Below are 13,277 nucleotides of genomic sequence, written 5' to 3'. Positions count from 1 at the left end.
CTCTGTGCGCCAAGGTAGCGCCTGTCTGCCACCAAACGCCCCAGGGGAGTGCACGTCCGGTAACGTCTGGAATGCTGCATTGGTAGCTCTTCCTGTGAAAAATCCCTAGTGAGCCAGCGAGTTAAAGGTATTTCGCGGTAACTGGCACGGTCTCTGCTCGGTGGGATTGTATACAAAACAAGGCGGGCGCCGTATGCAGGTACCCGCCACCATGGAGGAGGCGATTCATGAACCAGCAGATTCCCCCGGGCTACAGCCCACGTCTGTACAACGAAGACCTCGGCCCGGTCGAGCAGAAATGGAGCTGGTACAACATCTTCGCCTTCTGGATGAGCGACGTGCACAGCGTCGGTGGCTATGTCTTCGCCGCCAGCCTGTTCGCCCTGGGGCTGGCCAGCTGGCAGGTGTTGATCGCGCTGCTGGTGGGGATCTGCATCGTTCAGGTCATCGCCAATCTGGTCGCCCGGCCCAGCCAGCAGGCCGGCGTACCCTATCCGGTGGTCTGCCGGCTGGCCTTCGGCGTCTTCGGCGCGAACATTCCAGCGGTGATCCGTGGCCTGATCGCGGTGGCCTGGTACGGCATCCAGACCTACCTGGCCTCCAGCGCCCTGGTCATCGTGGTGCTGCGCTTCTTCCCCGCGCTGGCGGTCTATGGCGACAGCGATTTCCTGGGTCTTTCCTACCTGGGCTGGGGTGGCTTCCTGACCCTCTGGTTCCTGCAGGCCTGCGTGTTCTGGGCCGGCATGGAGTCCATTCGCCGCTTCATCGACTGGGCTGGCCCTGCCGTCTATGCGGTGATGTTCCTGCTCGCCGCCTGGATCGTCTGGCGCGCCGGCTGGAGCAATATCAGCTTTACCCTGGCGGAAAAGCAGCTGACCGGCTGGGCGGCCTTTGGCCAGGTGATCGTCGCCATCGCCCTGGTGGTGTCCTATTTCTCCGGGCCCACGCTCAACTTCGGTGACTTCAGCCGCTACTGCCGCTCCATGCAGGACGTTCGTCGCGGGAATTTCTGGGGCCTGCCGATCAACTTCCTGGCCTTTTCCCTGGTCACCGTGGTGATCGTCTCCGGCACCCTTCCGGTGTTCGGCGAGATGATCCACGATCCCATCGCCACCGTGGCCCGCATCGACAACACCACCGCGGTGCTGCTGGGTGCCTTCACCTTCGTCACCGCCACCATCGGCATCAACATCGTCGCCAACTTCGTTTCGCCCGCCTTCGACTTCGCCAACGTGGCGCCGAGCAAGATCAGCTGGCGCGCGGGCGGCATGATCGCTGCCGTGGCCTCGATCTTTCTCACCCCCTGGAATCTGTTCAACAACCCCGAGGTGATCCACTACACCCTGGACGTCCTGGCGTCCTGCATCGGCCCGCTGTTCGGCATCCTGCTGGTGGACTACTACCTGCTGCGCAAGGGCCGCATCGATGTCGATGCGCTGTTCGACGACAGCCCGAGTGGCGCCTACTGGTATAGCGGCGGCGTCAATTGGGTCGCGGTCCAGGCACTGGTGGCCGCGGCGCTGATCGGGCTGTGCTTCACCTTCGTGCCCTGGTTCAAGCCCATCGCCAACTTCGCCTGGTTCACCGGCTGCTTCCTGGGCGGGCTGTTCTTCTACGGGCTGAGCCGCCGTAGCGCCAATCCGCTGCCAAGCCGGAGCGTCGCCGCGGTGTGATTTGGCCTGGGGTTCTGCACGACCGGCGCGGGTGGCCCGCGCCGGTCGTCGACGTTTCCGGCTAGACTAGGCGTTTTGCTCCAAGGCTTGCCGCCCATGCCCGCTCCTGTCATCAAGACGCCCTGTGTCGGCCTGTGCTCGACGATGTTCGGCGACCACGTCTGCCGTGGCTGCAAGAGATTCCACCACGAGGTGGTGAACTGGAATCTCTACGGCGAAGAAGAGCGCCGCGCCGTCTGGGCGCGTCTGGAATTGCTGCTGGTGCAGGTGGTGTCGGCCAAGGTCGATGTCTTCGATCCGGGGCTCTTGCGCCAGCAATTGCAGCAGCGCAGCATCCGCTTCCGGCCGGATCAGTCGGAATACTGCTGGGCCTACCAGCTGCTGGCCCGCGGTGCGCGCCACATCCAGCAGCTGGATGCCTATGGCGTGCGCCTCTTGCCGGAGTTTCGCGAGCGCCCCCTTGCCGATCTGCGTGACGCCATCGACCGGGAATTCTTCCTCCTGTCCGAAGCTCACTACGATCGCTACATCGCCCCACGCTTCCTGCTCGAAGGCGTCGACAGCCGCGTCTGAGTGCTGCCGGGCGAGTGGCGCTGCCCAGGCGCGCGCCTTTCTCTATAATGCGCGGCTTTTGCACGGGATTACGCTGATGTCCTTGCCCGAGATGAACGAATTCCTCGGTTGCCGCACGCCGGATGCCTGGGTCGAGGCCGCGCTGCAGGACCTGCCGACGCTGCTGCAGGACCACGCCAACAACGAGAAGAAGGCCGCTGGCGCCGCCTTTCACTATCTGTTCACCTATTCCAATCGCGCCGAGCTGTCCTGGAAGATGTCCCGCATCGCCCGTGAAGAGCTGCGCCATTTCGAGCAGGTGCTGCAAATCATGAAGCGCCGTGGCATCGAGCACCGCAACGTCAGTTCGGCGCGCTATGCCGGTGCCCTGCGCAAGCTCTGTCGCAACCACGAGCCGCTGAAGCTGACCGACAGCCTGGTGATCGGCGCCTTCATCGAGTGCCGCTCCTGTGAACGCTTCGGTGCTGTGGCGCCCCACCTAGACGCGGAGCTGGGCAAGTTCTATAGCGGCCTGCTGGCCTCCGAGGCCCGGCATTTCCAGGACTATCTCAAGCTCGCCTATCTCTATGGCGAGCGCGACGACGTCGACGCCAAGATCGCCGAGGTGCGTGCCCTGGAAGTGGAGTTGATCACCTCCAGCGATCGCGAGCTGAGATTCCATAGCGGCATCCCCTCCGCCGCCTGAGAGCCTTTGAACTGGCTCTGCACCGCCTTACTTGCAGGCCTTGGTCTCGCCTACATAGGGATTGCCACGCCCCATGATGCAGGCCAGCCGTTGGTTGCGCTGGCGCTCCCAGGCTTCCGGCGGATACTGCTTGGTCCAGGCGGTATAAAGCTGGCGGTCCTGCTTGGACAGGCGCAGGCCGTAGCGGTCGCTCATGTAGAAGTAGGTGCGCGCCACCATGCCGCGGATCTCCGGGCGCGGCATGGCGGTCTTGGCCTTGAAGTCCACCACCATCTGGCAGGCACCGTACTGGCTCGGTTTCTGCGGCAGCCAGCCGAAGGCGAAGTTGCTGCGATCGCCATTGACCTCGCCGACCACCGGCACCAGGTTGAAGAGATCGGCCTCGGCCTTCTGGTACACCGGATCGTTGGCGGTGCAGTTCTTGCGGCCGCCTTTCTGCCAGCATTGGCGCTGATGGCCGATCACCCAGGCCGGCACGATGTGTTCCCATTCGATGCGGCTGGCACGCTGGGCGCTCTTGCGCGGGACGTAGCCACAGCTCTTGAGGTCCACGGTCTTGCCGTTGTAGTGGCAACCGCAATAGAAATCCACGCCCTGCTTGGCATAGACCTTGGCCGCGACCACCTTGGCTTCGCTGAAGGTGCGAGGCGGCTGGGGGGTCGCCAGGGCGCTCAAGGAAGCCAGGCTCAGGCAGAACAGCAGGGCGGGGCGCAACGACATGGAGAATCCGTCCGAAAAAGCGCGGATACTACCGACCCGCTTGGGGTCGCGGTGTGATTGGGTTCACTGGAATCCGCCTCGCGACCGCCTGGCAAGGGCGCAGAACACGATTCGATATCAATGACTTAGAGGTATGGCATGGCTGCCTGGGACATCTTCTGCACCGTGGTGGACAACTATGGTGACGCCGGCATCACCTGGCGCCTGGCCCATCAGCTGGTCGCCGAACATGACCAGCAGGTCCGCCTCTGGATCGACGACCTCTATCCCCTGGCACGCATCCAGCCGGGGGTCGATGGCGCGGCCGAGCAGCAATGGCACCGTGGCGTCGAGGTGCGTCTCTGGCGCGCCGATTGGGCCGCAGCGGAGCCGGGCGACGTGGTGGTGGAGGCCTTCGCCTGCCAGCTGCCGGACGGCTTCGTCACGGCCATGGCGCGTCGCGCCGAGCGACCGCTCTGGCTGAACTTGGAATACCTGAGCGCGGAGGAATGGATCGAAGGCTGCCACGCCCTGCCGTCGCTGCAACCCACCGGGCTGAACAAGTATTTCTTCTTTCCCGGCTTCACCGCCAAGGTGGGCGGACTGCTGCGTGAGCACGACCTGCTCGATCAGCGTGACGGCTTCCTCCAGGCGGCCACGGCCCGGGACGACTTTCTGGCTGGGCTGGGCGTTCGACGCCAGACCGGGGAGCGACTGTTCTCGCTGTTCGCCTACGAGAACCCGGCGCTGATCGACTGGCTCGATGCCCTCAGCGCCGGCACGCGCCCCACCTGCCTGCTGGTACCGGAGGGCCGGGTGCTGGCCAACGTCGCCGCCTGGCTCGGCGTCGACTGGCTCAAGGCCGGCGACAGCCACCGTCGCGGCGCCCTGCGGGTGCAGGTGCTGCCCTTCGTCTCCCAGCAGGACTACGACCGGCTGCTGTGGTGCTGTGACTTCAATGCCATCCGTGGCGAGGACTCCTTCGTCCGCGCCCAGTGGGCGGCGCATCCCTTCGTCTGGCACATCTATCCGCAGGAAGAGGACGCCCACTTCGTCAAGCTCGAGGCCTTTCTGGCGCGCTATGTCGCCTCGGGCACCCCTGAACTGGGCGCTGCGGTCAGTGACCTATGGCTAGCCTGGAACGGTCGCGGCGACCTGGCAGTAGCCTGGTCGGCGCTGGAGGCGCAGGTCGAGGACTGGCGTCTGCTGGCGCGGGATTGGAGCGATCGGATGGCTTCTCACAGCGATCTTGCCGCCAGCCTGGTGCATTTCCATACAGATTGGCTATCATATGGCGCCTCGAAATCCCGTTCTTCCATCCATACGGATAACCGCATGAAAACCGCACAAGAGTTCCGTGCCGGCCAAGTGGCCATGATCGACAACGCTCCCTGGGTCATCCAGAAAGCTGAATACAACAAGTCCGGCCGTAACGCTGCAGTGGTCAAGATGAAGCTGAAGAGCCTGCTCTCCGGCAGCGCGACCGAGACCGTCTTCCGCGCCGATGACAAGCTCGAGCCGGTGATTCTGGATCGCAAGGAAGTGACCTATTCCTACTTCGCCGATCCCCTGTATGTGTTCGTCGACAACGACTACAACCAGTACGAAGTCGAGAAAGACGACCTGGGCGAAGCCATTGCCTTCATCGAAGACGGCATGACCGACGTCTGCGAAGCGGTGTTCTACAACGACCGCGTCATCTCCATCGAGCTGCCCACCACCATCGTGCGCCAGATCGCCTACACCGAGCCGGCCGTTCGCGGCGACACCTCGGGCAAGGTCATGAAGACCGCGCGCCTGAACAATGGCTACGAGCTGAAGGTTTCCGAGTTCTGCGATATCGGCGACCACATCGAGATCGACACCCGTACCAACGAGTACAAGTCGCGCGCCAAGGTCTAAACCAGGCGTCTCGACAGAAAGCCCGGCTTGCCGGGCTTTTTGCTGTCTGGGTGTCTGCCGGGATCGACCGCTGTTTCAACCTTTCTTCGCTGCTGGATAGTGCCATCGTGGAATCGCTGTTTACGTTGTTGATCGATGTCGTCCTCGGCGCGCTGCTGGGCGTGGTGGGTGGCCTGTTCGGCATCGGCGGCGGCTTGATCGCCATTCCGGTGCTGGCCCTGCTGTTCAGCCTCGACCAGCAACTGGCCCAGGGCACCGCCCTGGTGATGGTGGTGCCCAACGTGCTGCTGTCGGTCTACAAGTACAACCAGCGCAACCGCATCGACTGGCAACGCGCCGGGCTGCTGGCCGCGGCCGGGATGCTGTCGGCCCTGGTGGGCACGGCGTTGGCGGTGTCCCTGGATGCCCGCTCGATGCGCCACGGCTTCGTCGGCTTCCTGTTCCTGCTGGTGCTCTACAACCTCTGGCAACTCTATCGTCGTGGCCAGCCGCCGCTGACGACGCCGAGCCGGCTGGGTCTCGGCGTGCTGGGGCTGGTTGCGGGTATGGTCGGCGGGCTGTTCGGTGTCGGTGGGGCGGTGATCGCCACGCCGATCCTGGCCGGAGTCATGGGCCTGACCCAGGTGGCGGCCCAGGGCATGTCCCTGGCCATGGCGCTGCCTACCACCGGGGTCACCCTGGCCAGCTACGCCTGGCATGGGGAGGTCGACTGGAGCGTGGGTATTCCGCTCGCCCTGGGTGGGCTGCTCAGCGTGAGCTGGGGCGTGAAGTTGGCGCACCAGCTGCCAGAGCGCCTGCTGCGGCTGCTGTTCTGTGGCTTCCTGCTGCTGTGTGCGGTGCTGCTGGCGCTGCGCTGATTAGACGTTGTCTGAAAACTGCCTGCGCATGGGTGATCCTGCGTTAAAAATCAGCTGGATCGCCAGCTCGGTCGGAATGCTCATTTACCATTTGTAAACTCGAGCGCGAGTCCAATCCGCTTCCTCGCTGATTCTTGCTTTGCCTCACCTTCGCTCGGCGACTTTTCAGACAAGTCCTACTGCCGAAAGCCCTCGGCGATATGCTCGGCGAGAGTGTCGATGATGGGTGAAGCGCTGCGCGGATTGCGCAGCAGTTCGATGGAGCAGGCCGGCAGATCGGGCATGCCCTCGGCTTCGCTCAGGCGGCGCAGTTCGCTGGGCAACAGGCTTTCCAATTGCGCGGTGACGGCCAGGCCCGCCTTGACGATGCCCAGCAGCGCCGCCAGGCTCGGGCTGCTGTAGGCCAGACGATAGCCACGCCCACGACTGTCCAGGGCGCGTCGGGCCCATTCGCTGAGAAAGCACGAGGTGTTGAACATCGCCAGCGGCAACGGATCGCGCTGGTGGATATCGAAACCCGGCGCCTCGGCCCAGATGAAGCGCTCGCGACGCAGGGGCAGGCCGATCTCGTTGCCCGGTTCGCGGGTGACGATGGTCAGATCCAGGTCCTGACGTTGCAGCAGGCCCGCGGTGGTCTCGCAGTGGACATCCACCTGCACCAGCGGATAGGCCTTGGCGAAGCCCGCCAGGATGCCCGGAATGAACCTCATGACATAGTCATCGGGGGTGCCGATGCGCACCGTGCCCACCATGTGCGGCTCGCGCAGGGTAGTCATCACCTCGCCATGCAGCTTGAGGATCCGCCGGGCGAAGCCCAGCAGGATCTGGCCTTCCGCCGTCAGGCGTACCTGGCGGCCCTCTCGCTCGAACAGCCGCCGCTGCAGTACGTCTTCTTCGAGCTTGCGCATTTGCATGCTCACCGCCGACTGGGTGCGATTGACCACCTCGGCGGCACGGGTGAAGCCGCCCTGGTCAGCGATGGCGACAAAGGTGCGCAACAGATCGGTCTCTATGCTGGGATAGTTCATGGCATCAGCCTGGTGAATGGATCGCATCAGAAAGATTCGTTGGATTGATGTTATGCCAGCTTCCAGACTTGAGCCATACCCCTTGGAGAAGGAGTTTCACCATGGCTCGGCTCGCTACTCACCATGATTCGTTCGCTCGCGCCCGTGGATATCTGGACGTCAGCTGCCGCCTGCGTCGGGCCCTGGCCTGGTTGCAGCGAGCGATGCAGGTCTCCCGTCAGCGCCGTGCGCTCTATCGGCTGGATGACAGTGCCTTGCACGACCTGGGTCTGAGTCGCGCCGATGCCTGGCAGGAGGCTGACAAGCCCTTCTGGCAGCAGCCGGCAGAGGAGGGCGGCCGCCGATCCTGCTAGGGTGGAGCATCACCTCTCGCTATCAGGAGTTCGGATGGAAAGCCTTTCCCTGCGCGAGGCCAGACGCCTGGCCTTGCGCGCCCAGGGCTTCGGTAGCCAACCCAAGGGCGGCGCGGGCGCTGCCGCCCTGTACCGCCAGGCCGTGCGCCTGAATGTGCTGCAGATCGACTCGGTCAACGCCCTGGTGCGCTCGCACTATCTACCGCTGTTCAGTCGTCTCGGCCGCTATGCCTTCGCCGACTTCGATGCCCTGGCCTGGGGCCGGGGGCGCAAGCGCCAGCTCTACGAATGCTGGGCCCACGAGGCCTCGCTGGTGCCAGCCGAGGTCTGGGCCGAGTTGCGCTGGCGTCGCGAACAGGCGCGCCAGGGCGTCGGCATCTATCGCCAGCTGGCACGGTTCGCCGTCGAGCAGCCGCAGGTCGTCGCCCAGACCCTGGAAGCGGTCGTGCAACGCGGCGCCCTGGGCGCTGGCAGCCTGGCGAAGCGTGCCGAGCAGGCCGGTCCCTGGTGGGACTGGAGTCCGGGCAAGCTGGCGCTGGAGTGGCTGTTCGCTGCCGGCGAGGTGACGGTGGCGGGGCGGCGCGGTTTCGAGCGGCTCTATGACCTGCCCGAGCGGGTACTGCCGGCGGCGCTGCTCGCGGCTCCGGCCCCCACGCCTGAAGCCGCACGGCGGGCACTGCTGTTGCGCAGCGCCCGTGCTCTGGGGGTTGCGAGCGAGGTCCAGCTGCGCGACTACTTCCGTCTGAGTCCCGCCGAAGCACGCCAGGGTATCGCCGAGTTGCAGGAGGAGGGCAGTCTGCAGCCGATCCAGGTGCAGGGTTGGTCGAAGCCAGCCTATGTGGTGGATACCCCGAACCCCGGGCGGCCGGTGCAGGCCGCCGCATTGCTATCGCCCTTCGATTCCCTGGTCTGGGAGCGCGAGCGCACCGAGCAGTTGTTCGGTTTCCGCTATCGACTGGAGATCTACACGCCGGCGCCCAAACGGGTCTATGGCTACTATGTGCTGCCCTTTCTCTACCGAGAGCGGCTGGCCGCGCGGGTGGATCTGCGCGCCGAGCGGGCGCAGTCGCGCCTGGCGGTGCATGCGGTGCACCTGGAGCCGGCGGGGTTGGATGAGGAAGGCCTGGATGCCCTGGCTGGGCAGTTACGGGCCCTGGCCGACTGGCTGGGCCTCGCCGACCTGCAATTGCACGGGCCGGCGGACGTCTTGCGGGAGGCAGTGGCGCGGCGCTAGAGAGCGCCGCGCATGCTGCTCAACGACGGATGCCCTTGAGCGTCTCGGCGATCATGAAGGCCAGTTCCAGGGACTGATCGGCGTTCAGGCGCGGATCGCAATGGGTGTGGTAACGATCGGAGAGGGCGTCCTCGGTGACCGGACGGGCGCCGCCGATGCACTCGGTGACGTTCTGTCCGGTCATTTCGATATGGATGCCGCCAGCATAGGTGCCTTCGGCCTTGTGCACGCCGAAGAACTCCTTGACCTCGCCCAGCACGCTGGCGAAATCCCGGGTCTTGTAGCCGCTGGAGGCCTTGATGGTGTTGCCGTGCATGGGGTCGGAACTCCACAGCACCTGGCGGCCTTCACGCTCGACGGTCTGGATCAGCCGCGGCAGGTGATCGCCAACCTTGCCCACGCCCATGCGCACGATCAGGTTGAGGCGGCCTGGATCGTTCTCCGGATTGAGGGTGTCGATCAGGCGGATCAGGTCTTCGCTGGTGGTGGAAGGGCCGACCTTGACGCCGATGGGGTTGTTCACGCCACGCAGGAATTCCACGTGGGCACCGTCGGGCTGACGGGTGCGGTCGCCGATCCAGAGCATGTGCGCGGAGCAGTCGTACCAATCGCCGGTCAGGCTGTCGCGGCGGACGAAGGCTTCTTCGTAGTTGAGCAGCAGCGCCTCGTGGGCGGTGAAGAAGTTGGTTTCCTTGACCTGGGGCGCGGTGTCCAGGCCGCAGGCGCGCATGAACGCCAGGGTCTCGTCGATGCGGTCCGCCAACTGGTGATAGCGGTCGGCCAGGGACGAGTTGGCGATGAAGTCCAGGTTCCAGCGATGCACCTGGTGCAGGTCGGCGAAACCACCCTGGGCGAAGGCGCGCAACAGGTTGAGGGTCGCGGTGGATTGGTTGTAGGCCTGGATCAGGCGCTGCGGATCCGGGACACGGCTGCCTTCGGTGAAGTCGATGCCATTGACGATGTCGCCGCGGTAGGCCGGCAGGGAGACGCCATCCTGGACCTCGTCATTCGCAGAGCGTGGCTTGGCGAACTGGCCGGCCATGCGACCGACCTTGACCACCGGGCAGCCGGCGGCAAAGGTCATGACCACCGCCATCTGCAGCAGCACCTTGAAGGTGTCGCGAATTTTGCCGGCAGAGAATTCGAAGAAGCTTTCCGCGCAATCGCCGCCCTGCAACAGGAAGGCCCGCCCCTGGGTGACCTCAGCGAACTGTCGGCGCAATTCGCGGGCTTCGCCAGCAAAGACCAGAGGCGGATAACCCGCCAGGGTGCGCTCGACATCGGCGAGACGGGCTTGATCGGGGTATTCGGGCTGTTGCTGGATGGGCAGGCCTCTCCAGCTGGTGGGGCTCCAGGGCGCGGACATGATTCTCTCTGAGTGGTGCGACGAAGCCTTCCATGGTAACCGATAGCAGCGACAACTCTCGATAGACAGTGCCCATCGCGGCTACCATGGGCGGCTATAGAGGAGGGTGGTGATGGTCGAGACGGAAGTGTTGCTGGAAGAGGTCGTCGACGACCATGGCCGGATTCGGGTGGTGGAGGTGGGGCCTTACCGCTTCCTTGAATTCGGCGAAGAGGTGGAGCAGAGCTGTGTCTTCACCACGGACCCCGCCTGGCTGGAATACGACTACAACCGCGCCATGCTGCTGGGCGCGCTCTGCCACCCGCAGCCGCAGCGGGCGCTCTTTCTCGGCCTGGGCGCCGGCACCCTGACTCAGGCCTGCCTCAAGTGGCTGCCCCTGGAGGCGGTGGAAGCCCTGGAGCTGCGCCCCGCGGTGCCGCGCCTGGCACGGCAGCATCTTGGCCTTGGCGAAGATCCGCGGCTGCAGATCCGGATCGGCGATGCCCTGGAGCTGCTCGATAGCGCGGCGCCGGCAGATCTGATCTTTGTCGATCTCTACACCGATGTCGGCCCGTCCAGCGCCCACCTGGCCTGGCGCTTTCTGGAAAACTGCCAGGCCAAGCTCAACCCGGGCGGCTGGTTGATGATCAACCAGTGGAGCGCCACCGACGGCAAGCCGCTGGGCGCGGCGCTGCTGCGCGGGCTGTTCCGCCATCATTACTGGGAGTGCCCGGTGGTGGAGGGCAACGTGATCCTGCTGGTACCGGCGAGCCTGGAGCAGGAGCTGGACGAGGCTGGCACACGGCAGCGCGTTCGCGAACTGAGCCTGCGCATCGGCTTCGATCTGGAGGCCTATCTGAACAACCTGCGTGCGGCAACCTGACCCTAAAAGTAGACCAAGGTTCTCTGGAGAAATGTCCAGGGTTCGGGTATTATTCGCCCCGGTCTTTTTGACCTTCCGTTCAGGAACTGCATTTTCCCGGTCCGCCGCCATGGTTACACCGGTCGTGCGTTCGCCCGACGGCGAACAATCCTAGACGCTCCACCCCTTTTTCATCTTTATTTCGCAAAAAGCTCACACCTTGGCTGCCTGGGCGACTTCGGTCATTCGGATAAGCGCAGCTCTTGGCTTTGGGGTCTTTGCGAAGCACACGAGGCAAGACAATGACCCAGGACATCAGCAATTTCGCTGCGCTCAATCTCAATCCCGCCATCCTCGCCGCCATCAAGGCCGTCGGCTACGAAGAGCCGTCGCCCATCCAGTCGCAGTCCATCCCGGTGATCCTCGCCGGCCACGACATGATCGGCCAGGCGCAGACCGGTACCGGCAAGACCGCAGCCTTCGCTCTGCCGCTGCTCTCGCAGCTCGACCCGTCCCGTCGCGAACCCCAGATTCTGGTGCTGGTTCCCACCCGTGAACTGGCCCTGCAGGTGGCTACCGCCTGCGAAACCTATTCCACCGAGATGCCCGGCGTGAAGGTCGTGGCCCTCTACGGCGGCGCGCCCATGGGCCCGCAGCTGAAGTCCCTGCGCATGGGTGCCCAGGTACTGGTCGCCACCCCCGGTCGTCTGTGCGACCACCTGCGTCGCGACGACAACCTGCTGGCCACTGTCCAGCACCTGGTGCTCGACGAAGCCGACGAGATGCTCAAGCTGGGCTTCATGGATGACCTCGAATTCATCTTCGAAGCCATGCCGGAATCCCGCCAGACCGTGCTGTTCTCGGCGACCCTGCCGCCGTCGATCCGCGCCATCGCCGAGCGTCACCTCAAGGAGCCGCAACACGTCCGCATCGCGGCCAAGACCCAGACCGTCGCCCGCATCGAGCAGGCGCACCTGATGGTCCACGCCGACCAGAAGCCGGCCTCGGTGCTGCGCCTGCTGGAAGTGGAGAACTTCGACGCCCTGATCGCCTTCGTGCGCACCAAGCAGGCGACTCTGGACCTGGCCGAGCTGCTGGAGCGCCAGGGCTATCGCGTCAGCGCCCTGAATGGCGACATGCCCCAGGCCCAGCGCGAGAAGACCATCGAGTCCCTCAAGGACGGTTCGCTGGACATCGTGGTCGCCACCGACGTCGCTGCCCGTGGTCTGGACGTGGCGCGCATCACCCACGTGCTGAACGTGGACATGCCCTACGATCCGGAATCCTATGTGCACCGGATCGGTCGTACCGGCCGTGCCGGTCGTGAAGGTCGTGCGCTGCTGCTGGTCACCCCGCGCGAGCGCCGCATGCTGCAGGTCATCGAGCGCGTCACCGGTCAGCGCGTCGGCGAAATCCGCCTGCCCGACGCCGAAGCCGTGCTGGAAGCCCGTATCTCCCGCCTGGCCGATGGCGTGGGTTCGCTGCTGGCCGATGCCGACACCACTCACGGCGCCCTGCGTCAGGAACTGTGCGAGCGTCTGCAGTGCGATCCTTCGACCCTGGCGGCGGCCCTGCTGGCCAAACTGACCAGCGGCCGCGCCCTGGATATCGAGTCGGTGCGTCGCGAGCAGCCGCTGACCCCCGGCGCCGGTCGTGGCGAACGTCCCCGTGGCGAGCGTCCTGAGCGGGGCGACCGCCCTGAGCGCGGCGAGCGTCCGGATCGCGGCGAGCGTCGTCCGATGCAGCCGCTGCCGGAAGGCCGCGTGCGTTGCCGCACCGCCCTGGGCGCCCGTGACGGCGTTGCCGCCAAGAACCTGCTGGGTGCCATCATCAACGAAGGCGGCATGGATCGCGAGGCCATCGGCCGCATCCAGATCCGTGACTCCTTCAGCCTGGTGGAGCTGCCCGAGGAAGGCCTGGAGCGTCTGCTGACCAAGCTCAAGGACACCCGTGTAGCTGGCAAGGCCCTGCGCCTGCGTCGCTATCGCGAGGATTGATTCCCGCGGTCCCATGGAAAAGCCCCGGATATCCGGGGCTTTTTTCTGCCTGCAGGAAAGGCGGAGGAG

General features: G+C 65.0%; 12 protein-coding genes and 1 pseudogene. 10 read left to right on the top strand and 3 right to left on the bottom strand.

Translation table 11 applies throughout. The features are described from left to right. The first annotated feature begins 227 nt into the window (after nucleotides 1–227). From FEZ61_RS05310 to miaE, 3 genes are all read left to right on the top strand, one after another. Nucleotides 228–1,673 (top strand): NCS1 family nucleobase:cation symporter-1, encoded by a 1,446-nt coding sequence (locus tag FEZ61_RS05310; RefSeq protein ID WP_093251375.1) that lies wholly within the window; start codon nucleotides 228–230, stop codon nucleotides 1,671–1,673. Between the two features lie 96 nt (nucleotides 1,674–1,769). Continuing rightward, a complete protein-coding gene (locus FEZ61_RS05305; RefSeq protein ID WP_026083772.1) occupies nucleotides 1,770–2,246 on the top strand; it encodes a DUF1289 domain-containing protein in 477 nt (158 codons plus the stop codon). 73 nt (nucleotides 2,247–2,319) lie between these two features. Continuing rightward, nucleotides 2,320–2,931 (top strand): tRNA isopentenyl-2-thiomethyl-A-37 hydroxylase MiaE, encoded by a 612-nt coding sequence (gene miaE, locus FEZ61_RS05300; protein WP_160922795.1) that lies wholly within the window; start codon nucleotides 2,320–2,322, stop codon nucleotides 2,929–2,931. A 27-nt stretch (nucleotides 2,932–2,958) separates the two neighbouring features. On the opposite strand, the gene FEZ61_RS05295 is transcribed toward miaE, so the two are convergent. Then, complete coding sequence (locus FEZ61_RS05295) at nucleotides 2,959–3,651, bottom strand: endonuclease I family protein (protein WP_017640477.1); 693 nt, start codon at nucleotides 3,649–3,651, stop codon at nucleotides 2,959–2,961. Between the two features lie 138 nt (nucleotides 3,652–3,789). Between FEZ61_RS05295 and earP the strand changes: the two are divergent. The 3 genes and pseudogenes from earP to FEZ61_RS05280 form a co-directional block, all read left to right on the top strand. Further along, a pseudogene (gene earP / locus FEZ61_RS05290) lies at nucleotides 3,790–4,917 on the top strand (elongation factor P maturation arginine rhamnosyltransferase EarP); the annotation flags it as partial. A gap of 48 nt (nucleotides 4,918–4,965) precedes the next feature. Beyond that, a complete protein-coding gene (gene efp / locus FEZ61_RS05285) occupies nucleotides 4,966–5,532 on the top strand; it encodes an elongation factor P (RefSeq protein ID WP_160922794.1) in 567 nt (188 codons plus the stop codon). A 116-nt stretch (nucleotides 5,533–5,648) separates the two neighbouring features. Then, entirely contained in the window at nucleotides 5,649–6,389 is a 741-nt protein-coding gene (locus tag FEZ61_RS05280) for a sulfite exporter TauE/SafE family protein (RefSeq protein WP_173148097.1), read from the top strand. Nucleotides 6,390–6,565: 176 nt separating this feature from the next. Here the strand turns inward: FEZ61_RS05280 and FEZ61_RS05275 are convergent, their stop codons facing one another. Next, nucleotides 6,566–7,417 (bottom strand): LysR substrate-binding domain-containing protein, encoded by an 852-nt coding sequence (locus tag FEZ61_RS05275; protein WP_017640480.1) that lies wholly within the window; start codon nucleotides 7,415–7,417, stop codon nucleotides 6,566–6,568. Between the two features lie 101 nt (nucleotides 7,418–7,518). Here FEZ61_RS05275 and FEZ61_RS05270 point away from each other — a divergent pair, with 101 nt between their 5' ends. Further along, a complete protein-coding gene (locus FEZ61_RS05270) occupies nucleotides 7,519–7,770 on the top strand; it encodes a DUF1127 domain-containing protein (RefSeq protein ID WP_017640481.1) in 252 nt (83 codons plus the stop codon). Between the two features lie 34 nt (nucleotides 7,771–7,804). Beyond that, entirely contained in the window at nucleotides 7,805–9,004 is a 1,200-nt protein-coding gene (locus FEZ61_RS05265) for a crosslink repair DNA glycosylase YcaQ family protein (RefSeq protein WP_173147588.1), read from the top strand. A 19-nt stretch (nucleotides 9,005–9,023) separates the two neighbouring features. On the opposite strand, the gene FEZ61_RS05260 is transcribed toward FEZ61_RS05265, so the two are convergent. Continuing rightward, nucleotides 9,024–10,370: a 3-deoxy-7-phosphoheptulonate synthase class II gene (locus FEZ61_RS05260; RefSeq protein WP_173147586.1), complete on the bottom strand. Its 1,347-nt coding sequence runs from the start codon at nucleotides 10,368–10,370 to the stop codon at nucleotides 9,024–9,026. A gap of 112 nt (nucleotides 10,371–10,482) precedes the next feature. Between FEZ61_RS05260 and FEZ61_RS05255 the strand changes: the two genes are divergently transcribed. After that, nucleotides 10,483–11,232, top strand: coding sequence for a spermidine synthase (locus FEZ61_RS05255; protein WP_017640484.1), 750 nt, complete (start codon nucleotides 10,483–10,485; stop codon nucleotides 11,230–11,232). A gap of 281 nt (nucleotides 11,233–11,513) precedes the next feature. Next, the gene (locus FEZ61_RS05250; RefSeq protein WP_017640485.1) at nucleotides 11,514–13,208 is read left to right on the top strand and encodes a DEAD/DEAH box helicase; all 1,695 of its coding nucleotides are present in this window, start codon (nucleotides 11,514–11,516) and stop codon (nucleotides 13,206–13,208) included. The last annotated feature ends 69 nt before the right edge of the window (nucleotides 13,209–13,277 follow it).

Origin of the sequence: Pseudomonas sp. MS15a(2019), from assembly GCF_013277805.1 — a bacterium.
Lineage (GTDB): Bacteria > Pseudomonadota > Gammaproteobacteria > Pseudomonadales > Pseudomonadaceae > Chryseomonas > Chryseomonas benzopyrenica.
Note: the sequence above shows the minus strand (reverse complement) of the source record. Positions and strands in the feature narration are given on the sequence as shown.